The 22,169-nt window shown below is 65.8% G+C and carries 19 protein-coding genes; 11 read left to right on the top strand and 8 right to left on the bottom strand.

Going from position 1 to position 22,169, the window contains the following annotated elements; all coding sequences use genetic code 11:
* Window positions 1–19: 19 nt before the first annotated feature.
* The 3 genes from ugpA to DFR52_RS08645 are packed head-to-tail and all read left to right on the top strand — an operon-like array spanning window position 20 to window position 2,819.
* Window positions 20–901 carry a sn-glycerol-3-phosphate ABC transporter permease UgpA gene (gene ugpA / locus DFR52_RS08635; RefSeq protein ID WP_110031534.1) on the top strand — a complete coding sequence of 294 codons (882 nt, stop codon included), beginning with the start codon at window positions 20–22 and terminating at the stop codon, window positions 899–901.
* Window positions 902–909: 8 nt separating this feature from the next.
* A complete protein-coding gene (gene ugpE / locus DFR52_RS08640; protein ID WP_110032033.1) occupies window positions 910–1,746 on the top strand; it encodes a sn-glycerol-3-phosphate ABC transporter permease UgpE in 837 nt (278 codons plus the stop codon).
* Window positions 1,746–2,819 (top strand): sn-glycerol-3-phosphate import ATP-binding protein UgpC, encoded by a 1,074-nt coding sequence (locus DFR52_RS08645; RefSeq protein ID WP_110031535.1) that lies wholly within the window; start codon window positions 1,746–1,748, stop codon window positions 2,817–2,819. The genes ugpE and DFR52_RS08645 overlap by 1 nt, the downstream gene beginning before the upstream one ends.
* Before the next feature lie 107 nt (window positions 2,820–2,926).
* Here the strand turns inward: DFR52_RS08645 and DFR52_RS08650 are convergent, their stop codons facing one another.
* The 3 genes from DFR52_RS08650 to DFR52_RS08660 all read right to left on the bottom strand — a co-directional run bounded on the left by DFR52_RS08650 (window position 2,927) and on the right by DFR52_RS08660 (window position 6,218).
* On the bottom strand, window positions 2,927–4,459 hold the full coding sequence (locus DFR52_RS08650) for a DHA2 family efflux MFS transporter permease subunit (RefSeq protein WP_110031536.1): 1,533 nt from the start codon (window positions 4,457–4,459) through the stop codon (window positions 2,927–2,929).
* 125 nt (window positions 4,460–4,584) lie between these two features.
* On the bottom strand, window positions 4,585–5,745 hold the full coding sequence (locus tag DFR52_RS08655; protein WP_110031537.1) for an HlyD family secretion protein: 1,161 nt from the start codon (window positions 5,743–5,745) through the stop codon (window positions 4,585–4,587).
* Window positions 5,742–6,218: a MarR family winged helix-turn-helix transcriptional regulator gene (locus DFR52_RS08660; protein ID WP_245415261.1), complete on the bottom strand. Its 477-nt coding sequence runs from the start codon at window positions 6,216–6,218 to the stop codon at window positions 5,742–5,744. Before DFR52_RS08660 ends, DFR52_RS08655 begins: the two co-directional genes overlap by 4 nt.
* Window positions 6,219–6,445: 227 nt before the next feature.
* On the opposite strand from DFR52_RS08660, the gene DFR52_RS08665 reads away from it, so the two are divergent.
* A complete protein-coding gene (locus tag DFR52_RS08665) occupies window positions 6,446–8,062 on the top strand; it encodes a GMC family oxidoreductase (protein ID WP_110031539.1) in 1,617 nt (538 codons plus the stop codon).
* A 3-nt stretch (window positions 8,063–8,065) separates the two neighbouring features.
* Here the strand turns inward: DFR52_RS08665 and xdhC are convergent, their stop codons facing one another.
* The 4 genes from xdhC to DFR52_RS08685 form a co-directional block, all read right to left on the bottom strand.
* A complete protein-coding gene (gene xdhC / locus DFR52_RS08670; RefSeq protein ID WP_425351166.1) occupies window positions 8,066–8,887 on the bottom strand; it encodes a xanthine dehydrogenase accessory protein XdhC in 822 nt (273 codons plus the stop codon).
* A 20-nt stretch (window positions 8,888–8,907) separates the two neighbouring features.
* Complete coding sequence (xdhB, locus tag DFR52_RS08675) at window positions 8,908–11,256, bottom strand: xanthine dehydrogenase molybdopterin binding subunit (protein WP_110031541.1); 2,349 nt, start codon at window positions 11,254–11,256, stop codon at window positions 8,908–8,910.
* Window positions 11,257–12,741: a xanthine dehydrogenase small subunit gene (gene xdhA, locus DFR52_RS08680; RefSeq protein WP_110031542.1), complete on the bottom strand. Its 1,485-nt coding sequence runs from the start codon at window positions 12,739–12,741 to the stop codon at window positions 11,257–11,259.
* A gap of 216 nt (window positions 12,742–12,957) precedes the next feature.
* Window positions 12,958–13,287, bottom strand: coding sequence for a hypothetical protein (locus DFR52_RS08685; protein ID WP_110031543.1), 330 nt, complete (start codon window positions 13,285–13,287; stop codon window positions 12,958–12,960).
* A gap of 114 nt (window positions 13,288–13,401) precedes the next feature.
* On the opposite strand from DFR52_RS08685, the gene DFR52_RS08690 reads away from it, so the two are divergent.
* Together DFR52_RS08690 and sbmA are read left to right on the top strand one after the other, a co-directional pair.
* On the top strand, window positions 13,402–14,613 hold the full coding sequence (locus DFR52_RS08690; RefSeq protein ID WP_110031544.1) for a YbfB/YjiJ family MFS transporter: 1,212 nt from the start codon (window positions 13,402–13,404) through the stop codon (window positions 14,611–14,613).
* A gap of 161 nt (window positions 14,614–14,774) precedes the next feature.
* Window positions 14,775–16,118 (top strand): peptide antibiotic transporter SbmA, encoded by a 1,344-nt coding sequence (sbmA, locus tag DFR52_RS08695; protein ID WP_110031545.1) that lies wholly within the window; start codon window positions 14,775–14,777, stop codon window positions 16,116–16,118.
* Between the two features lie 28 nt (window positions 16,119–16,146).
* Here the strand turns inward: sbmA and DFR52_RS08700 are convergent, their stop codons facing one another.
* A complete protein-coding gene (locus tag DFR52_RS08700; RefSeq protein WP_425351154.1) occupies window positions 16,147–17,166 on the bottom strand; it encodes a polysaccharide deacetylase family protein in 1,020 nt (339 codons plus the stop codon).
* Window positions 17,167–17,360: 194 nt separating this feature from the next.
* On the opposite strand from DFR52_RS08700, the gene DFR52_RS08705 reads away from it, so the two are divergent.
* The 5 genes from DFR52_RS08705 to DFR52_RS08725 all read left to right on the top strand — a co-directional run bounded on the left by DFR52_RS08705 (window position 17,361) and on the right by DFR52_RS08725 (window position 22,166).
* Entirely contained in the window at window positions 17,361–17,948 is a 588-nt protein-coding gene (locus DFR52_RS08705; protein WP_110031546.1) for an NnrU family protein, read from the top strand.
* Between the two features lie 143 nt (window positions 17,949–18,091).
* Window positions 18,092–18,760 (top strand): tetratricopeptide repeat protein, encoded by a 669-nt coding sequence (locus DFR52_RS08710; protein ID WP_110032035.1) that lies wholly within the window; start codon window positions 18,092–18,094, stop codon window positions 18,758–18,760.
* A gap of 47 nt (window positions 18,761–18,807) precedes the next feature.
* On the top strand, window positions 18,808–20,295 hold the full coding sequence (gene der / locus DFR52_RS08715; protein ID WP_110031547.1) for a ribosome biogenesis GTPase Der: 1,488 nt from the start codon (window positions 18,808–18,810) through the stop codon (window positions 20,293–20,295).
* A 105-nt stretch (window positions 20,296–20,400) separates the two neighbouring features.
* Window positions 20,401–21,540 carry a cell wall hydrolase gene (locus DFR52_RS08720; protein ID WP_110031548.1) on the top strand — a complete coding sequence of 380 codons (1,140 nt, stop codon included), beginning with the start codon at window positions 20,401–20,403 and terminating at the stop codon, window positions 21,538–21,540.
* 236 nt (window positions 21,541–21,776) lie between these two features.
* A complete protein-coding gene (locus tag DFR52_RS08725) occupies window positions 21,777–22,166 on the top strand; it encodes an AtpZ/AtpI family protein (RefSeq protein ID WP_110031549.1) in 390 nt (129 codons plus the stop codon).
* Window positions 22,167–22,169: the final 3 nt, after the last annotated feature.

Consider the following 22,169-nt stretch of genomic DNA (forward strand, 5'->3'; position numbering starts at 1 on the left):
CTCCTGTCCGGTTTGAACCATGGAAAAACGCGTCACCTTCTCCAATCCCTGGCTGCCTTATCTGCTGGTCGCACCGCAGCTTGTGATCACGGCAGTCTTTTTCTTCTGGCCTGCCTTCCGGGCGATCTACCAGTCTGCCTTCATCCCCGACCCGTTCGGATTGCGGACCCAGTTTGTCGGCTTCGCCAATTTCGAATATCTCTTTTCCAATCCCTATTACCGTGCCTCGTTCCTCACCACGGCCATGTTCTCGATCCTGGTCACCGTGCTGTCGATGTCCTTCGCGCTCTGGCTCGCGGCCATGGCAGACCGGGTGATCAAGGGTTCCGGTGCCTACCGCACGCTGCTCATCTGGCCCTATGCCGTGGCGCCGGCGGTGGCGGGCGTGCTCTGGCTGTTCATGTTCAACCCGTTCACCGGCATCATCACCTGGTCGCTGGCGCAGATGGGCTACTCCTGGAATCACGGTCTCAACGGCGGCCAGGCGATGGCGCTGGTGGTCCTTGCCTCCTCGTGGAAGCAGATCAGCTACAATTTCCTCTTCTTCCTCGCAGGCCTGCAGGCAATCCCGAAGAGCGTCATCGAGGCCGCCGCGATCGACGGCGCCTCGTTCTGGAAGCGTTTCTGGACCATCGTCTTTCCGCTCTTGTCGCCGACCACCTTCTTCCTGCTGGTGGTCAACGTCATCTATGCGTTCTTCGAGACCTTCGGCGTCATCCACACCATCACCCAGGGCGGGCCGCAGCAGTCGACCACCATCCTTGTCTACAAGGTCTTCGCCGATGGCTTCGTCGGCCAGGACCTCGGCTCCTCGGCGGCGCAGTCGGTGGTGCTTCTGGTGCTGGTGTCGATCCTGACCGTGATCCAGTTCCGGTTCATCGAGCGAAGGGTGCACTACTGATGAGCGGCATGGTCGAACGGCGCGGAATCGGGGTCTGGCTCACCCATGCGGGGCTGGTTCTCGGCATCGCCATCATCTGCTTTCCAATCTACATCGCCTTTGTCGCCTCCACGGTCGACCAGGCGGCGCTGGTCACGCCGCCGATGCCGCTGGTTCCGGGGGGCCATTTCCTTGACAACTACCACGAGGCGCTGTTCGTCGGCGCCAACGCGCCGGTCTGGCTGATGCTCGCCAATTCAATGGTCATGGCGCTCGGCATCACCGTCGGCAAGATCGCCATTTCGATCATCTCCGCCTATGCGATCGTCTATTTCCGCTTCCGCTTCCGCATGGTCTTCTTCTGGATGATCTTCCTGACGCTGATGCTTCCGGTCGAGGTGCGCATCGTGCCCACCTACGAAGTGGCTGCCGGCCTAGGCCTGCTCAACAGCTACACCGGGCTGATCCTGCCGCTGATCGCCTCGGCGACCGCCACATTCCTCTTCAGGCAGTTGTTCCTCACCATCCCCGACGAACTGGTGGAAGCCGCCCGCGTCGACGGCGCCGGCCCGGTGCGCTTCTTCATCGACATCCTGCTGCCGATGTCGCGCACCAACATCGCCGCGCTCTTCGTCATTCTCTTCATCTATGGCTGGAACCAGTATCTCTGGCCGCTGCTCGTCACCACCGATCCGTCGATGAACACCATCGTCATGGGCATCAAGCAGATGCTGCCCACCGGCGACGAGGTGGTGGAATGGCCGGTGGTGATGGCGACGGCGATGCTCGCCATGCTGCCGCCTGTGCTGGTCGTCATCTTCATGCAGAACCTTTTCGTCAAGGGACTGGTCGAAAGCGAGAAATAATGGCCGACATCACGCTGAAGGATATCCGCAAGAGCTATGGCCGCACCGAGGTCATCCATGGCATCGACGCCCATGTCGAGGACGGCGAGTTCATCGTCATCGTCGGTCCGTCGGGCTGCGGCAAGTCCACCCTGCTGCGCATGGTGGCGGGGCTGGAAACGGTCACCGGCGGCGAGGTCTCGATCGGCGACCGGGTCGTCAACGATCTCGAGCCGCGCGAGCGCGACATCGCCATGGTGTTCCAGAACTACGCCCTCTATCCGCATATGAGCGTTTTCGACAACATGGCCTACGGACTGAAGATCGCCAACGTGCCGAAGGAGGAAATCCGCGCCCGCGTCACCGAAGCCGCCAGGATGCTTGAGCTGGAACCCTATCTCGACCGCAAGCCGCGGCAGCTCTCCGGCGGCCAGCGCCAGCGCGTTGCCATGGGGCGGGCCATCGTCCGCAAGCCGGCGGTGTTTCTGTTCGACGAGCCGCTGTCCAATCTCGATGCCAAGTTGCGCGTGCAGATGCGGCTCGAGATCAAGGCGCTGCAGCGCCGCCTCGGCGTCACCGCGGTCTATGTCACCCACGACCAGGTCGAGGCGATGACGCTGGCCGACCGCATGATCGTCATGAATGCCGGCGTGGCCGAGCAGATCGGCGCGCCGCTGGAGGTCTATGCCAACCCGCAGACCCTGTTCGTCGCCGGGTTCATCGGCTCGCCGCCCATGAACGTGCTCCGGACGGAAGTCCGGGACGGCACGGCGGTGGTCGGCGGCGGCTACGAGGTGCGCGGGCGGGATCTGGCCACGGGTTCGGTCATCGGCGTCCGGCCCGAGCACGTCAACCTGGTGGCCGCGGGTGCGGGCCTGTTCGACGCCACGGTGGATTTCTGCGAGCCGCTTGGCGCCGAGACGCTGGTCCACACCCGCACCGATGCCGGAGACAGCCTTGTCGTGCGGATCGATGGCGAGGCGGTGTTTCCCAGCACCGGCGACCGGGTCGGGCTGATTGCCGATCCCGTGCGGCTGCTGGCCTTCGATGCGGCCGGCCGGCGCATCGCCTCGCTGGCCGACCTTTCGCCCTGACGCATGCCGCCGGAACGCGCGCAGCGGATTCGGGCTTGCGGCATGATAGCGGGGAAACTGGGCACAGCGCGTGACACCGACGTCATGTGGTGTTCAGGTCCGGCCACTCAGTCCATATGGGCAGCCGGAGCGCCGGCGGGAGCCGCCATCTTCGGCTTGCGCAACATCAGCGCCAGCGGGATCGCCGCCAGGGTGATCAGCATCATCAGCTTGAAATCATTGTTGTAGGAGATCATCAGCGCCTGCTGGTTGACCAGGTTGTCGAGGATCTGCCGCGTCGCCGGATTGGACGCGGCGTCGGGCAGCACCTGTCTGAGCACCGGATTGAACGGGTTGATGAACGCGCCGAGTTCGACGTGGTTGATCTGCATCGACCGCGTCAGATACATCGTCACCACCGAGATGCCGATCGAGGAGCCGAGGTTCCTGACCAGGCTGAACAGGCTGGCCGCGTCGGTGCGAAAGCTTGGCGCGAGGGTTGCGAAGGCGACCGTCGACAGCGGCACGAACACCAGCCCGAGACCAAGCCCCTGGATGACGCCGGTCAGGATCACCGGACCCGAGTCCATCTGCGGCGAGAATCCGGTCATCATCTCGAGCGACGCGGCAGTCAGCAGCAATCCGGTGATCACCAGATAGCGAGCGTCGACCAGGCGAACCAGCCGTCCGACGATCAGCATCGACACCATGGTGCCCATGCCGCGCGGCGCCATCACCAGGCCTGTGGTGATGGTCGAATAGCCGAACACGCGCGACAACATCGGCGGCAGCAGCGCAAGGCTGGCGAGCAGCACGATGCCGACGACGAAGATCAGCACCAGTCCGGTGACGAAATTGCGGTCCGCGAAGATCTTCGGGTCGACGAAGGGATCCTCCGCTGTCGCCAGATGCACGCAGAAGATCCAGAAGCCGGTGATCGCAAGCGCCATCTCGATCCAGATTTCCCAAGCCGAGAACCAGTCCACTTCGCCGCCGCGATCGAGCATCAGCTGCAGCGCGCCGACGCCCAGCGAGAGCATGGCGAAGCCGAAGAAATCGAAGCGCCGGAGCCGCGTCGCGATCTTCGGCAGATAGGCTGCGCAGCCCAGGAAGGCGATGATGCCGACAGGAAGATTGATGAAGAACACCCAGCGCCAGTTGAGCGATTCGGTCAGCCATCCGCCAAGCGTCGGGCCGATGATCGGTCCGACCATGATGCCGGCGCCCCAGATCGCCATGGCCGAGCCATGCTTTTCCTTCGGGTTGATGTCGAGCAGGAAGGTCTGCGACAGCGGCACGATGGCCGCGCCGAACAGGCCCTGCATGATGCGGAAGAAGACCATCGAATTCAGGTTGGGCGCGAGCCCGCAGGCCATCGAGAAGATGGTGAAGCCGACGATGGTGGTCAGGAACAGTTCGCGCCGGCCGATGCGATCGGCGATCCAGCCGGTCACCGGCGTCATGATGGCGGCTGCGACGATGTAGGACGTCAGCACCCAGGTGATCGTGTCCTGCGAAGCGCCGAGATCTCCGGTCATCGACGGCAGCGCCACATTGGCGATGGTGGTGTCGAGCACCTGCATGATGGTCGCCAGCATGATCGAGACCGTGATCAGGCCCCGGTGCGGCACGTCGTGGCCCGGCTCTGCTGGGTTGCTCATCGTCTGTGCTTTCGGGCGAGAGCGCTTCTGCTGTTCATCGAGCCGCAGACGCGCTCCTGGTTTTTGGTTTGTTCCCTATCCAGACAAAGTAAACTTCACTTTGTCTGGATATGCTCTGAGGCGCGCTACTCGGCTGCGTGGGCGCTGGTGAACAGGTCGCCGAAGCTGCGGCTTTCGCCGGTGTCGACGGTGACCGTCGCGCTCAATCCGGTGCGCGCGAGAATCCGGGCCTCGGGATTGTCGAGCTTCAGGCGCACGGGGATGCGCTGCGTGACCTTGACCCAGTTGCCGGTGGCGTTCTGCGCCGGCAACAGCGAGAACTCCGCGCCGGTCCCGGCACCGATCGAATCCACGGTGGCGTTGAAGGTCCGGTCCGGAAAGACATCGAAGACCACCTCGGCGTGCTGGTCCGGCTTCATGTGCGCGAGCTGCGGCTCCTTGAAATTGGCGTCGATCCACGGATCGGATGTCTCGACGATGGCAAACAGCGCCGTGCCCGGGGTGACATATTCGCCCGGGCGGAACGAGGAGGCCTGGTAGACCAGGCCGTCGGCGGGCGCCTGGACAGTGGCTGCCGCCAGGTCATAGGCGGCCTTGTCGCGCGCGGCCAGGGCCGCCACCACCATCGGGTGGGCATCGATGTCGCCGTCGAGGCTGCCGGCCAGCGCCGCCTGCGCGGTCGAGACCGCCTGCTGGGCTGCGATCAGGTCCTGCGCCGCCTTCTGCGCGGTATGGCGGGCGTCGTCGAGCGAGGAGGTGGTGGCGACGCCCTTGGCGGCCAGCGCCTTCTGCCGGTCGAGATTGTCCTGATAATAGGCGGCGTCGTCGGACGCGATCTGCTGCTGGGTGAGCGCCTGCTTGTAGGCGGCGCGCAATTGCACCACGTTGAGGCGCGCGCTGGCGACGGCGGCATCGGCCTGGTTGAGCGCGATCTGCAGCGGCTGCGGATCGACCTGGAACAGCACGTCGCCCTTCTTGACGGGCACGTTCTCGGCCACGTTGACGCTGACCACGCGGCCGGCGATCTCGCTGGCAATGGAAATCCGCGACAGCCTGAGATTGGCGTTCTCGGTTTCCTCGAAGCGGCCGCCGGTGAGCCACACATAGGCGCCGCCGCCGATCAGCAGCATGGGCACGAGCAGCATCAGCGCATTGCGACGGACGTTCGACTTGCGTTTGGCAGGCGCCGGCGCGGCTTCTGCAGCAGTCGCTGCGGCCGCCGGGCGCACATCCCTGGAGGCCGGCGATGCGGAATTGGCGGCGGTCAGTTTGGTCTGGGTGCTCATGTGTCTGCCTGAATTCGTGATGCGGAACATTCCGCCGGAGTTTCATCGGTGGCCAGGTTCTCGACGACCGTGGCGAGTGCGTTGACCAGCGCCTGCTGCTGATCTTCATCAAGCCCGGCCATGGCCGCCTGAAAGACATCGCCGGCCATGGCCTTGATCGCCGAATAGGCGGCAAGGCTCTTGTCCGTCGGCACCACGAGCTTGACCCTGCGGTCCGTCTCGTGCGGGCAGCGGCGGACCCAGCCGGCCTGTTCCATTCTGTCGATCAGGCGCGAAACGCTGATCGGCTCGATTTCCATCAGCTCGGCAAGCCGCGCCTGGGTGGCGTTCTGCTCGCGCACGACCCGCACCAGCAGCCGCCATTGCGCCGATGACAGGCCGTGCTCCTGCCCGCGCATCTCGAAGCGCTTGCGGAGCATGCGGGCCACGTCGTGGATGAGGAAGCCGAATTGGTCGATGTTTGCCTGTTTCATGAGTTGCATATATAATAAGCATGCTTATTAAACAAGGGTGCGATACAATATTTTTACCGCGCGGCCAGCGGTCCGGCCTGTCGCCCGTGTCGCTGATTGCGCCTTCGTTCACCCTGATCCTTGCCCGGATGTCGCCGCTGGACCACGCCGGGCCGCAGCAAACCGATTGATCGGCGCCCGCAAGTGTGACAACGCTTCACGATCAATCTGCGGCCCTGCGAGTACCCATGGACAATCCGGATTTCATCATTGTTGGCGCCGGATCGGCAGGCTGTGTGCTGGCCGAACGGCTCTCCGCGTCGGGACGGCACAGGGTGCTGCTTCTGGAGGCCGGCGGCAGTGATCGTCGTTTCTTCGTGCAGATGCCGCTCGGCTACGGCAAGACGTTCTTCGATCCGTCGCTCAACTGGATGTACAAGGCCGAACCCGACCCCGGCCTGGCCGGCAATGTCGACTACTGGCCGCGCGGCAAGGTGATCGGCGGCTCGTCGTCGATCAATGCCATGGTCTGGATGCGCGGGGCGCGCGAGGATTATGACGAGTGGCGCGATGCCGGCAATCCGGGCTGGGGCTATGACGATCTGCTGCCGTCCTTCAAGGCGGTCGAAACCGCCACCATCGGCGAGGACGCCTACCGCGGTCGCAGTGGGCCCATGCATGTGGCGCAGTGCACGACCACCCTGCATCCGCTGACCCGGCTCTGGTTCAAGGCGGCCCAAGACCTCGGTCTGCCGCTCAATCCGGATTTCAACGGCGCCTCCCAGGAAGGCGTCGGCGAATTCGAATTCTCCATCCACGCCGGACGGAGGCTGTCGGCGGCGCGCGCCTTCCTGCGCCCGGCGATGAAGCGGCCGAACCTGCGGGTGATCACGGGAGCCCATGTCACCAGGCTGTTGTTTGACGGCGCGCGCGCCACCGGTGTCGAATACCGCCGCGGCGGCCGGACGGTCAGTGTCCGCGCCGGCCGTGAAGTGATTCTTTCAGGCGGTTCGGTCAATTCGCCGCAACTGCTGCAGCTCTCGGGCATCGGCCCGGCCGCGCATCTGCAGAGTCTCGGGATCCCTGTGCACACGGCCAATGACCATGTCGGCGCCAATCTGCAGGACCATGTCGGCATCAACTACACCTACCGCGCCAACCGTCCGACGCTCAATCAGGTGCTCAGGCCATGGTGGGGCAAGATGCTCGCCGGCATGCAGTATCTGGCGCTGCGCAACGGCCCGTTGTCGGCAAGCCTCAATCAGGGCGGCGGTTTCTTCCGCACCGACCCGGGCCAGGCCCGGATCAACATGCAGCTCTATTTCCAGGCGTTTTCCACCGTCATTCCGCGGGTCGGCGAGCGGCCGATCCTCAGCCCCGACCCCTGGCCGGGTTTCTCCATCGGCCTGTCCAACTGCCGGCCGAAGAGCCGCGGCGAGATCATGATCCGCTCCGCCGATCCCTTCGAGGCGCCGAAGATCGTCGCCAATGCCTTTTCGCACGAGGACGACGTCCGGGAAATGCTCGACGCGGTCAAGTTCATCCGCCGCATGGCCGCGGCCAGACCGATGGCCGAGACGATCGTCGAGGAAATCCTGCCCGGGCCGAAGGTGCTGAGCGACGAAGCCATCATCGACGATTTCCGGCGCCGCTCGGGCACGGTCTATCATCCGGTGACCACCTGCCGCATGGGACCCGACGCCGCTTCGTCCGTGGTCGACACGCGGCTCCGGGTGCATGGCGTCGATCGGCTGCGGGTGGTGGACTGCTCGTTCTTCCCCAACATCATCACCGGCAACACCAATGCGCCCGCCATCGCCACCGCCTGGCATGCCGCGGGCCTGATCCTGTCCGACGCCAACTGACGCTCAGCCGGGCACGCCGGTCGGTTTTGCGCGATAGGCCGCCAGGCTCGCCATGATTTGCGCGGCCACGGTGGCGGCGATCACCTCCGGCCGCTTGTCGGCGATCTTCAGGCCGATCGGGCAGGTCAGCCGTTCGAGCCGCGCCGCGTTTCCGCCTTCCCGCTTGTACTGGCTTTCGAAGGTCGCCCGCTTGGTGTCCGAGCCGATCATGCCGATCTCGGCGAGATCGTCGCGCTCGAGCGCGGCGGAGACGATGAGAAAATCCAGCGCATGATCATGGGTGAGCACAATCACCGACGAGCCCGGCGCAATATTGGCGACCAGGCTCTCGGGCAGGGGGGTGAGATGCCGCGCGGCGCCTTGCGGCGTGCGGCCCAGCTCCTCGGCACGGCTCTCGACGACGTGGGTGCGCAACGGCAACAGCGCCAGCGCGCGGACCAGCGCGCGAGAAACATGGCCGCCGCCGAACAGCCAGACCTCCGGGTCGGCGCGGTCCTCGGCCTCGATCAGCCGTTCGACAGTCTCCGACCGGTCCGGCCCGATCCGCTCGAAGCCGAGCGTCACATGGCCGCCGCAGCACTGGCCGATCGCGGGACCGAGCGGCAGCGCCAGCGGCACGGGCTCGTGGCCCTCCAGTATCCGGCGTGCATGGGCGACAGCGTCGAGTTCCAGCCGCCCGCCGCCGATGGTGCCGAAGCTGTCCGTCCGCGACACCGCCATGAAGGCGCCCCGGTCGCGCGGCGTCGAGCCCCTGGCGATCTCCACCCGCACCAGCACTACTCCGTCATCGCCGGCGTCGGCCGCGAACCGGCGGAATGCGGCCACGCGGCGGCTCTCACTCGCCGTCATGCCGCGCCCGCGGAATCCTTCAGCCGCTCGACCGCCATCAGCACCCGTTCCGGCGTCGCCGGCGCGTCGAGGCGCGGGCACTGGCGGTAGTCGTCGATCGAGGCCACCGCCATCGAGATCGCCTCGAGCACCGAGATCGGCAGCATGAAGGGCGGCTCGCCCACCGCCTTGGAGCGGCGGATGGTCGGCTCGCGGTTCTCGGCCCAGTCGGCGAGCTTGACGTTGAAGATCCTTGGCCGGTCGGAAGCGAGCGGGATCTTGTAGGTCGATGGTGCATGCGTGCGAAGCCGGCCCTTGTCGTCCCACCACAGTTCTTCCGTCGTCAGCCAGCCCATGCCCTGCACGAAGGCGCCCTCGACCTGGCCGATGTCGATGGCCGGGTTGAGCGACCTGCCGACATCGTGCAGCACGTCGACGCGGTCGACCTGGTATTCGCCGGTCAGCGTGTCGACCGAGACCTCCGACACCGCGGCGCCGTAAGCATAGTAATAGAACGGCCGCCCGGTGCCGCTGGCGCGGTCCCAGTGGATCTTCGGGGTCTTGTAGAAGCCCGCCGCCGACAACTGCACCCGCCCCATATAGGCCTGCTTGATGAAGCCGGCGAAGGGCAGCGAGAGGTCCCCGATATGGACATGGTTGGCCTCGAACCTTACCGCGTCCGGCGACACCCTGTACTGCTCGGCGGCGAACGCCACCAGTCGTTCCTTGATCTGCCGCGCCGCGTCCGCCGCCGCCATGGCGTTGAGGTCTGTGCCGGAGGAGGCCGCTGTGGCCGAGGTGTTGGGCACCTTGCCGGTGGTGGTCGCGGTGATGCGGATCGAATCGAAATCGACCTGGAATTCCGCGGCCAGCACCTGCGCCACCTTGGTGTTGAGCCCCTGGCCCATCTCGGTGCCGCCATGGTTGAGATGGATCGAGCCGTCCTGGTAGACATGCACCAGCGCGCCGGCCTGATTGTACCAGGTGGCGGTGAACGAGATACCGAACTTGACCGGGGTGAGCGAAATGCCGCGCCGGATCACCGGACTCATCTCGTTGAATTCGAGGATCTCTTCGCGCCTCACCTGATAATCCGATGAGGCTTCCAGGTCCTCGACCACGCGGGCGATGATGTTGTCCTCCACCCTCTGGTGGTAGGGGGTGACGTCGCGGCCGGGGCCGGCGTAGAAATTGGCCTTGCGGATCTCCAGCGGGTCGCGGCCAAGCTTGTAGGCAATCTCCTCGATGATGCGCTCGGCGCCGACCACGCCCTGCGGTCCGCCGAAGCCGCGGAAGGCAGTGTTGGACACGGTGTTGGTCATCATCGGCTTGGAGACGAGGCGGACATCCTCATAGAAGTAGCAGTTGTCGGCGTGAAACAGCGCCCGGTCGGTCACCGGCCCGGAGAGGTCGGAAGAGAATCCGCAGCGCGCCGCGAAGGTGGCGTCGACCGCATGGATGCGCCCGTCATCGTCGTAACCGACATCATAGGCTATGTGGAAATCATGTCGTTTGCCGGTGATGATCATGTCGTCGTCGCGGTCGGGACGGATCTTGACGGCGCGGTTGAGCTTCTTGGCCGCGATAGCGGCGATCGCCGCGAACTGGTTGCCCTGGGTTTCCTTGCCGCCGAAGCCGCCGCCCATGCGCCGGACATTGACAGTCACAGCATTGGAAGCGACGCCGAGCGCGTGCGAAACCATATGCTGCACCTCGCTCGGATGCTGCGTCGAGGACCAGACGGTGACCTCGTCGTCCTCTCCGGGAATGGCCATGGCGATGTGGCTCTCGAGATAGAAATGATCCTGGCCGCCGACCCGCATCTCGCCCTTGAGCCGGTGCTGTGCCTTGGCCAGACCCGCCGCGGCATCGCCGCGCCTGAGCGTCAGCGGCTCGGTGACCATCGGGTAGCCGGCCTCCATCGCCGCCACCACGTCCGAGACATGCGGCAGCACTTCATAGCTGATCTTCGCCAGTTGCGCCGCCCGTCGCGCCGCCTCCCGCGTTTCGCCGATGACCGCGAACAGCGGCTGGCCGTGATACAGCGCCTCGCCGGTGGCCAGCACCGGCTCGTCATGCCGGCCGGTCGGCGAGATGTCGTTGACGCCGGGCACATCCTCGCCGGTCAGCACCAGCCGGACGCCAGGGGCGGCGCGTACCGCGTCGAGATCCATCGAGACAATCTTGGCATGCGCGTGCGCCGACAGTCCCAGCCAGCCGTGCAGCGTGCCGGCGGGCTCGATCATGTCGTCGATATAGGGGGCATCGCCGCGCACATGCTTGTGCGCCGAATCGTGCCGGCGCGCCTCGTGGGCGCCGCCGCGGATCGCGGCGTCCGGCTGCAGGATCGGGGTCTTGGCGTCCATCTACGCCTCCATCATCTCTGGATTGCGCACCAGTTGCGCCGGCGCGCCGCTGGTTTCGAGGAAGAAGCGGATCAACAGGTTCTGCGCCGCGATCATCCGGTACTCGGCCGAGGCGCGCCAGTCGGTGAGCGGCTGGTAATCCTCGGCGAGCGCCGCACGCGCCGCCTGGATGCAGCTCCAGCTCCAGGGCTGGCCGACCAGCGCCGCCTCGGTCCGGCTGGCGCGCTTCGGCGTGCCGGCCATGCCGCCGAAGGCGATGCGCGCCGTCTCCACCGCGCCTGCGGCGTCCAGCGTCACATGGAAGGCGCCGCACAGCGCCGAGATGTCCTCGTCGCGCCGCTTGGAAATCTTGTAGACGGCGAAGAAGGCATCTTCAGCGGGCTTCGGTATTGTCACGCTCTCGACGAATTCGCCGGGCTGCCGGTCCTGCTTGCCATAGGTGATGTAGAAATCTTCCAGCGCCACCACGCGCCGCGTGTCGCCCTGGCGCAGGGTCACGCTGGCGCCGAGCGCGATCAGCGGCGGCGGCGTGTCCCCGATCGGCGAGCCGTTGGCGATGTTGCCGCCGACGGTCCCCATGTTGCGCACCTGCTCGCCGCCGATCCGGTCCCACAATGCCGCCATCTGCGGGAAGGCCGCGGTCATGCTGGAACGCGCCGCGGAATAGCTGACTCCGGCGCCGAGCGTCACGGCGTCGTCGCTGACCTCGATCATCTGCAGGCCTTCCAGCCCGCCGATGTGGATCACCGGCGCGATGTCGCGCATCTGCTTGGTCACCCAGAGGCCGACATCGGTGGAGCCGGCGACGATGGTGCCCGTCGGGTGATCGGCATAGAGGCGGGCGAGGTCGTCGGCATCGGCCGGCACATAGGTCATGCCGCGCGGATGGCTGATCTCGACCCGGGTGTCGTCGGCGAACTGCCGCAATTGCCGGACGATTTCGTCATGCGCGGCAACCAGCCTGTCGTTCTCCCGGTCCGGCACGGTCATCGCGGCCGCCTGCGCCGCCTTGACGATCGGCTCGTAGCCGGTGCAGCGGCACAGATTGCCCTGCAGCGTCCGCTCGATGTCGGCCATCTCCGGTTCGGGATCCGCCAGCCACAGACCGTGCAGCGAGGCGACGATGCCCGGCGTGCAGAAGCCGCATTGCGATCCGTGGTGATCGACCATCGCCTGCTGCACCGGGCTCAGCCCGCCGTCGGGCCGGTCGAGATGTTCGATGGTGGCGACATGGGTGCCGTCGAGCGACCCCATCAGCCGGATGCAGGAATTGACGCTTTCATAACCGAGCATGCCGTCGATGAGCCGCCCCACCAGTACCGTGCAGGCGCCGCAGTCGCCCTCGGCGCAGCCTTCCTTCGAGCCGGTCAGTCGCCGCTCGAGCCTGAGCCAATCGAGCAGCGTCAGGTCCGGCGCGAAGCCTGACAGCTCCACTGGCGCCCCGTTGAGCAGGAATCGGATCGATGTGCGGACGTGCTTGCTCATGATGCCTCGGAATTTGGACCAATTGGACAAATCTAACGCAGCTGTCGCATGGGCGAAAGCCTGCAATTGGAAAGGATCTGTTTCCGGTATTCCGGATCAATCAGCCAAAGACGGGACAGGTCGATGGCGATGGCGGGACGGACATCGGGCCGTCGCGCCATTCGTGTCCATCTGGCGCGCCACTCGAGCCGCGACGCGGCGTCGGCCGGAGGCGGCCTATTCGTGCAGCGTGTAGGTGCCCAGCTCGCAGAGGTTCTGCTGGCCCTCGGTCACGGTGTCGTCGTCGAATTCGAAGCGCATGTCGTAGTCGCAGACCGTCCGTCCGTCGGCGATGGTGATGTCGATGCTCTCGCCCGGATTGAGCACCTGTTCGCCGAACACGTCCTCTTCCCAGTTCTCGGTCCCGACCGGCGAGGAGTAGAAGCGTTCGAGCACGGCGCTGGTGTTGTTGCTCAGCGTGAAGGTCAGGTCTTCCGCCTGCACGGCGGCAGACAGCGAAAACACCAGCGCAGCCGCGCCGGCGAAGGACATGAGGTGGTTTTTCATGGTCGGGATCCCGCCCGGGATTGGGCCTTGGTTTCCTACCAGCCCGGCAGAATTTTGAACAGCGGGATTTCATCGCGTCTTGCTCTCGGGCGCCGCCGGGTCCAAGGCTTGCCGATGACCTCCGTGCCTGATTCCCCCGCCTCCATCTCCCCGACGCCCGGCCCGGCCGGCGGCCCGATTGCCGGTCCGTCCATGCTGCCGACGGCGATCGCCGGGGCCATCGCCATGGCCGTGGCCATGGGACTTGGCCGCTTCTTCTACACGCCGGTGCTGCCGGCGATGATGGCGGGGCTAAATTTCGGCCCTTCCGAGGCCGGATGGATCGCCGCCTGGAACTACGCCGGCTATCTCGCCGGCGCGGTGCTTGCCGGCTATGGCTGGGGCGAGGGGATCGAGCGCAAGGTGGCGCTCGCGGCCCTCCTGGTCACCGCCGCGCTGCTCTTGGCCATGGGCGTGTCGAGCGACTTCGTCCTGATCTCGGCGATCCGCTTCCTGGCGGGAGTTGCCAGCGCCTTCGTCATGGTCTTCACCTCGTCCATCGTGCTGTCCCACGGCCTCGCCTCGGGCCGCGCCTCGGTGCAGTCGACCCATTTCGGCGGCGTCGGCTCCGGCATCTTCCTCTCGGCGCTGATGTTCGGCCTGGTCATGACGGCCGGCGGCGGCTGGCGCACGGCCTGGATCGTCGCCGCGATGCTGGCGCTGGCCGGACTCGTCGCGGTCGGCCGCCTGCTGCCGGGCGATGTCGCCCGCACCGGGCCGCCGAGGAAAGAGCCGCCGATCGTCTGGACCCGCGCCATGGCGGCGCTGACTCTCGCCTACGGCATTTTCGGCTTCGGCTACATCGTCACCGCCACCTTCCTGGTCGCCATCGTCCGCCAGTCGGGCGGCTCCTCGATGTTCGAGGCCGGGGTCTGGCTGATCACCGGTCTGTCGGCCGCGCCCTCGGTGGCCCTGTGGGCGGGGCTGTCGCGCCGCATCGGGCTGATTCCGGTGTTCATGATCGGCTGTTTCATCGAGGCGCTGGGCGTCGCCGCCAGCGTGCTGCTGCCGCTGCCCTGGGGCCCCGTCATCGGCGGCATCCTGCTCGGCGGGACGTTCGTCATGGCCACCGCCTACGGCCTGCAGGCCGGGCGCCGGTTTGCGCCGCAGAGCCCGCGCCGGGTGCTGGCGATGATGACTGCGGCCTTCGGCACCGGCCAGATCCTCGGCCCGGTGGTGGCCGGCTACCTCACCGAGTGGAGCGGCTCGTTCACGCTCGCCAGCCTCGCCGCCGCCGCCGGCCTGCTGACCTCCGTCCTCATCCTGCTGCCCTTCCGCAGGGCCTGACCGGGGCTACCTGGCAGGCGGCGCGGATCCGATCCTTACCATTTGGTAATAAGGGCGCACTTCGGCGTGAAGCGATTGCCCCGGGCGCGGCATTGCCTTAATTACGGGCCAAGTAGACAGCCTCATGAATCGCTCCCCGCAAGCTGGCCAGGATCATCATCGTGTTTGAATCATTTTTTCCGAAGCCGAAGGTGTTCTTTCCGTCGGTCCTGCTCTGGGCCGGACTGGGCATTCTGATCTGGTACACGGTGGGCGACAGCGTGGGCGCGGCCCTCGGCTTCGCCTTGCCCGAGCCGGAAGGTGAGCCGATCGTCGGTCTGAGCTACTTCTACACATCGTCCTTTCTCTGGTTCTATGTCTTCTACACGGTGTGGTCCGGTGCGTTCACGGCCTTCTGGTTCTTCGTCGCTCCGCACAAATGGCAATGGTGGTCGATCGTCGGCTCGGCGTTCATCTTGTTCACCACCTATTTCGGCGTCCAGGTCTCGGTTGCCATCAACAACTGGCGGCGGCCGTTCTTCGACCAGTTCCAGCAGGCGCTGACCGGCGACGGGTCGGTGACGTCGGCGGACCTTTACGGATTGATGCTCATTTTCGCCCAGATCGCCTTGATCTCCATGGCCATCTTCGTCGTGACCCGTTTCTTCGTCAGCCACTATGTGTTTCGCTGGCGCACGGCGATGAATGATTTCTACATGGAGCGCTGGCCCCGTGTCCGTCACATCGAAGGCGCGTCCCAGCGTGTGCAGGAAGACACCATGCGCTTCGCCTCGATCATGGAAGGCCTGGGTGTGGCCTTCGTCGATGCGGTTATGACTCTCGTGGCGTTCTTGCCAGTGCTGTGGTCCCTCTCCCAATATGTCACCGAGTTGCCCCTGGTCGGCGAGATTCCGCATGCGCTGTTCACCGCGCTGATCGTCTGGGCGGCATTCGGAACCGGATTGCTGGCGATCGTCGGCATCAAGCTGCCGGGTCTGGAGTTCAAGAACCAGCGCGTTGAAGCGGCCTACCGCAAGGAACTGGTGTATGGCGAGGACAGTGCGGAACGCGCCCAGCCGGCCACGGTTGTGGAGCTGTTCGAGAATGTCCGGAAGAACTATTTCCGGCTCTATTTTCACTACATGTATTTCAACATCGCTCGTGGATTGTACATCCAGGCCGACAACATCTACGTCAATATCCTGCTCATACCGACCATCGTTGCCGGCAAGATCACGCTGGGCATCTGGCAGCAGATCCTGACCGCCTTCGGCCAGGTTTCCAGTTCATTTCAATTCCTGGTCAATTCCTGGACGACGATCGTCGAACTCATCTCGATCTACAAGCGTCTGCACGCTTTCGAGGCGGTGTTCCGGGGTGAAGAGCTGCCCGAACTCGACAGGAATTATCTCTCCAGCCAGGGCGACGGCTTCGCCCAGCACATCGCCGACCCGGCGCCGGGCCGCGGCGGGCCGGGTGCCGTGCAGTCAGTCGAAGAGCAGACATTCGACGATCTGAAAAAGTAGCGGTGCGCTTCAGCGACTGGGCGGTTGCTCAGCTCGCCGAATCGTCCGGACTCCGCAACCGCTTCATGGCGTCCTGATAGCTGACGCACTCGACCTCCGGCTTCCCGCAGGTCTCCGTGGCAAACCGCTCCAGCGCGCGCCAGTAGGCGCCGCCGTTCATCTCGACGAAGTGGAAGCCGAGCTGCAGCGGGATGCGCGTGCCCTGATACTGCTTTTCGAACGCGTTCCGGAAGGCGGCCAGCGCCCGGGCCTCGAAGTCTCCCGACGTGTCGGGCGTCTCCACGGCGCGGGAATGGCGGGCGAACAGATTGTAGTCCATGCCGATGACCGGGCGCCCGGCCGGTCCCTCCGGGATCAGCGGCAGCGAAAACCGCGCCACCCGACCGCCGGTGTCGGGCGCGGCGGGACCGCGCGAGACGCCGCTGGCGTCATAGGCGAAACCATCGGCCGCCAGCGCCGCATAGAGCCCGGAATCTGCCGAAAGATAGGGAGCGCGGAATCCGCGCACCGCGCGGTCGGCAAAATCGGCCCATCCTGCAGGCGAGGCGGCGGCGAGCCCGTGGTCGGCCCAGGCATTGCCGAGCGCCGCGCGGAAGCTGGCGAACTCCGTCTGCCATTGTGCCTTCGACCAGTCCTTGCCGTCAAAATGGCCGCAGCCGTGGCTGCCGATCTCGTGGCCGGCCTGATAGGCGGCCCAGATGTGGCCGAGCCGGGCTGCCACGTCGGCGCGGTCGGGCGCGAAGCCGACGTTGGAGCGGCCGGCCGACTTGCCGGGCGCCTGGTAGGCCTTCGAGTGGGCCTTGGTCATCAGGAAGGTGCAGGAGAGGAAATAGGTGAAGCGCGCGCCCGTCCTGTCGCCAAGCGCCAGGCTGCGCTCCCACAATCTGTTGTCGTGGGCGCCGTCGAAGGAAATGATCACCAGTTGCTCGGGTCTCGCCGGCGCGGGTCTTGCGTCGCCGGCGCCGGCCGGCGCGGCCAGGGATGCGGCGAGGGCCATCGCCAGAGTGAGGGTTGCGGGCAGGCGGGACACGGACACGGCGGACTCCATTGCACTTGATGCCCCACTAGGCAGCAAATGCGGCGTGGGTGTGGTTGGTGCTTGGCCCCTCTCGCAGCCGCCACGCGGCCCTCCATCCTGTATGCTTGCAAATGCCGCAACCCGCGCGCCTTCAAATCCGCACGCCGACCCTCTAAGGTGGCTCGCAGCGGCCGCCGATCCGGACGGCCCAGAGGGAGGTTTTCATGGGTCTTCTCATTCTCGGTCTGGTGGTGTTTCTGGGCATCCATTCCGTCCGCATCGTCGCCTCGGACTTCCGGGCCTCGCAGATTGCCGCCCGCGGCGAGAACGCCTGGAAGGGCATCTACTCTGTCGTAGCGCTGATCGGCCTGGCGCTGATCGTCGTCGGCTATGGCCAGGCCCGGCTCGATCCGGTGGTCTTCTGGGTGTCGCCCTCATGGATGAGCCATCTGGTGGCGCTGCTGATGATCCCTGCGATGATCCTTCTGGCAGCCTCGCAGTTCCCGGCCGGACGCATCAAGGCCGCCGTCAAGCATCCCATGCTGCTGGCGGTGAAGATCTGGGCGCTGGCGCATCTGCTGGTCAACGGCGACCTCGCATCGGTGCTGTTGTTTGGCGGCTTTCTGGCCTGGGCGGTGGTCGACCGAATCTCCGAGAAGCGCCGGCTGCGGGCAGGCCTCACCGGCAATCCGGTGGCGGGTTCCGCGAAATGGGACATCTGGTCGGTGGCCGTCGGCCTCGTCGCCTATGTTGCCTTTGTCGTCTATCTCCACAAGCTGCTCATCGGCGTGGCGCCGTTCCCGGGCATGTGATCGGACCGGTCCGGCGCCGCCGCCGCTGCGTCGAGATCGGAGGAAAAGCTTTTTCCCCTTACAACGGCGCCAAAATCGGCTAGAAGGCGCGTCTAGCCTCCCCAATTGATGGCACCAGAGGACCGGCACGCCCGGCGATGAGCATGAGCGACGACAATTCCACATTCATCCGCGAGGTCAACGAGGACCTGCGTTCGGACGCCGCCAAGGCCATCTGGAAGCGCTACCGCTTCGTCATCATCGGCGCAGCGGTGGCCATTGTCGCCGGCACGGCGGCGATGCGCGGCTGGGACTACTGGAAGGAAACCACGGCGGCCCGCTCCGGCGATGCCTTCCTGGCCGCGCTTCAGCTGGCCCGCGACGGCAAGTCCGACGAGGCGCTTGCCGGATTCCAGGCGTTGGAGAAGGATGGCCACGGTGCCTACCCGGTGCTGGCCCGCATGCGGGCGGCCACGGTTCTCGCCGACAAGGGCGATGCCGCCGGCGCCATTGCAGCCTTTTCCGCGGTCGGCAACGACACCGGCGCTCCCGCCGCCTTGCGCGACATCGCCCGCCTCCGCGCCGGCTACCTGCTGGTCGACAACGGCAGCTACGACGATGTCTCGGCCCAGGTGGAAGTGCTTGCGGTCGACGGCAATCCGTCGCGCCACTCGGCCCGCGAGGCGCTCGGTCTCGCTGCCTTCAAGGCTGGCGACCTCAAGCGCGCCTCCGAGTGGTTCGGCCAGATTGCAGCCGATACCGAAACACCCAACGGCATCGCGTCCCGCGCGGACGTGATGCTTGATCTTATCGCCGCACGCGGCGCATCCTGACCGGATCCGCCGACTGATCGGCCTTTCACCATCAGGTGAGGACTGCCATGAGCTTCACCATCGCAATTGTCGGCCGCCCCAATGTCGGCAAGTCGACCTTGTTCAACCGCCTCGCTGGCCGCAAGCTGGCGCTGGTCGACGACACGCCCGGGGTCACCCGCGACCGTCGTCCCGGCGACGCCAAGCTGGTCGATCTGCGCTTTCGCATGATCGACACCGCCGGTCTCGAAGTCGCCGGTCCCGACACGCTGGAAGGCCGCATGCGCGCCCAGACCGAGGCGGCCATGGACGAGGCCGACATGTCGCTGTTCATCGTCGACGCCAAGGAAGGCCTCACCCCGGCCGACGAGCTGCTCGCCTCCATCCTGCGCAAGCGCGGCAAGCCGGTGGTGCTCGTCGCCAACAAGGCTGAGGCCAAGGGCTCGGAGTCGGGCATGCTCGACGCCTGGCGGCTGGGCCTGGGCGAACCCTGCCCGATTTCCGCCGAGCACGGCGGCGGCATGCTCGATCTGCGTGACGCCATCGTCGAGGCCATCGGCGTCGAGCGCGCCCTGGCGCACGAGAACAAGGCCACCGCCGAAGCGCTCACCGACGTCGCCATCGCGCCCGGCTCGCTCGACGAGGAAGACGACGAGGCGGCGCTCGCCTACGACAACACCACGCCGATGCGGGTGGCCATCGTCGGCCGGCCCAATGCCGGCAAGTCGACGCTGATCAACCGCTATCTCGGCGAGGAGCGCCTGCTCACCGGGCCGGAAGCCGGCATCACCCGCGATTCGATCTCCGTCGATTTCGAGTGGAAGGGCCGTGCGATCAAGCTGTTCGACACGGCTGGCATGCGCCGCAAGGCCAAGGTGCAGGAGAAGCTCGAAAAGCTCTCCGTTGCCGACGCGCTGCGCGCCATCCGATTTGCCGAAGTCGTCGTCGTCATCCTCGATTCGACCATTCCCTTCGAAAAGCAGGACCTGCAGATCGTCGACCTGATCGTGCGCGAAGGCCGCGCGCCGGTGATCGCCTTCAACAAGTGGGACCTGATCGAGGATCGCCAGGCGGAGCTCGCCAGCCTGCGCGAGAAGACCGAACGGCTCTTGCCGCAGATCCGCGGCATCCGCGCCGTGCCGGTGGCCGGCCAGACCGGCGACGGCCTCGACAAGCTGATGGAATCCATCACCGCGGTCCACGAGATCTGGAACAAGCGCATCTCGACGGCCAAGCTCAACCGCTGGCTCGATCACGTCCAGGGCCACCATCCGCCGCCGGCCGTCTCGGGCCGCCGCCTGAAGCTCAAATACATGACGCAGATCAAGGCCCGTCCGCCGGCCTTCATGGTGTCGTGCACGCGCCCAGAGGCTGTGCCGGAATCCTACACCCGCTACCTGACCAATGCGCTGCGGACCGATTTCGGCCTGCCGGGCGTGCCGTTGCGGGTGGTCTATCGCGGCGGCGACAATCCCTTCGCGCCGAAGGAAGGCAAGACCAAGCGCATCCTGCCCAAGAAACCCCGGGCTCCGAACCGGGCGCCGCGACGCGGTTAACTCTCCATCAAGGTTAATGCTCCATTCTGCGGCCTGTTGTAAGAGTCCGTGTGCCGGAGTGGTGTCTTGAGTAAAAAGCGTAACCTGCGTCTCCGCGGCGGGACGATGTACCGCCGTCTGTCGGCTCCACTGGTGCTCGGCCTTGTCGCCTTCCTGTCCACGCCCACGGTCACCTCCTTCGCCGACATGACCGCGATGCTCGGTGGCGGCGGCTCCGGCGAAGCCCGCTGGAAGACCCATCTGACAGCCTCGCCCATGGGCTCGGTCGAAAACGCCCAGCTCGACTTCGTCGATCCGATCCTGACCAATTCCACGGTTTCCGGCGCCGGGCTCAAGCTGCCCAACGGCGACAGGATCGCCTTCACCGGCAAGATCGGCGCGGCCGATCCGCGGCCGGACTCCGAGCGTGTCACCCGGTCGCAGAAGAAGGGTCGCGTCATCTCCGTGGCGCCCGTGAGCCCGCCCAAGGATTTCTCCGCCGGCTCCGTTCTGGAGCGCCAGTCCAGCCTGATGCGGCCGGCATTCGATCTCACCACACCGATGAAGTTCCTCAAGACCACGATCCGTGGCAAGGAAATCGAGATCGCCACCGCCTTCTATCGCAAGGGACCCAGGGCGGTCAGTTCCCGGGTGCCCGCGATGCTGGCGGATCTCGTCACCAACCGGAACGCCGACATCCTCGCCACGGCCTATGCCCCGCCGGCGCCCGATTATGCACGCCAGTCGCCGTTCGCTTCGATCCTGCGCGAGGAAGACCGGCGTGGCCGCTTTCTGCCGCCAATCGGCAAGGACGATCACAACTGGGCCGGCACCGCGCTGCCGCCGTTGGCCTTCTCCGCCTCCGAGCAACGCTGCCTGGCTGCCGGAATCTACTTCGAGGCGCGCGGCGAAAGCGTCAAGGGACAGGCGGCCGTCGCGCAGGTGATTCTCAACCGTGTCCGCAACCCCACTTATCCCAACACCATCTGCGGCGTGGTCTATCAGAACGACAGCTGGCGCAACCGCTGCCAGTTCTCCTTTGCCTGTGACGGCATCAAGGACCGCGTCAAGTCGCCGAGCCACTGGAACATGGCCGAGGAAATCGCGCTTGCGACCACCGCCGGCAAGATCTGGCTCCCGGAAGTGGGCTCGGCCACCCATTATCACGCCAGCTACGTCAATCCTCCCTGGGCGCGCACGATGCGCAAGGTCGGCCGCATCGGCCTCCATCTTTTCTATGTCACCTATGGCGGCGGCTGGAGCTGATTGCCGCAGCCGTTCCGGCAGGCTGCGGCGGCCAGTGGCCGCCCCGTGGCGAAGTTTTTCTGATACTTCCGTCGAGCCTGCCCGGCAGATGAAGACAACCAACTGATATTGTTAGGCTTTATCCCCGTGTATGGGCGGGTTGCCGCGCCTTGACTATGGCGGGGGCTAAAACTATGTTGCGCCCGACTTCGAAGCGGCTTTTCCGGCCGCCAGCGGTGTGTCGGGAGTGCGCAATCATGGTTGAAGAGCGCGGAACTGATGGCGCCGAAGGCGGACAGGAAGGACGCAAGACGGAAAGCCTGGAGGCCCGCCGCCAGCGCCTGAACGCCCAGTTGGCAACGCACCGGGTTCCGGAAGCGCCGCCGAGCCAGGGCAAGAAGGATGCGCAGGGCTTCGCAATGGCGATCAAACTGTCGAGCGAATTTATCGCCGGTGTGGTCGTGGGAGCGTTTCTGGGCTATCTGTTCGACCGATTCCTCGGCACCGCGCCCTGGGGCATGATCATCATGCTTCTCCTGGGGTTCTGTGCCGGTGTACTGAATGTGCTGCGCTCCATCGGCGCGGTCGCCCAGCCCAAGGCGGAGCGGCGACACGCGGACGGGGCTGAGCCCGAAGAAGACGAGTGATTC

The organism is Hoeflea marina, assembly GCF_003182275.1.
In the GTDB taxonomy this organism is placed as follows: domain Bacteria; phylum Pseudomonadota; class Alphaproteobacteria; order Rhizobiales; family Rhizobiaceae; genus Hoeflea; species Hoeflea marina.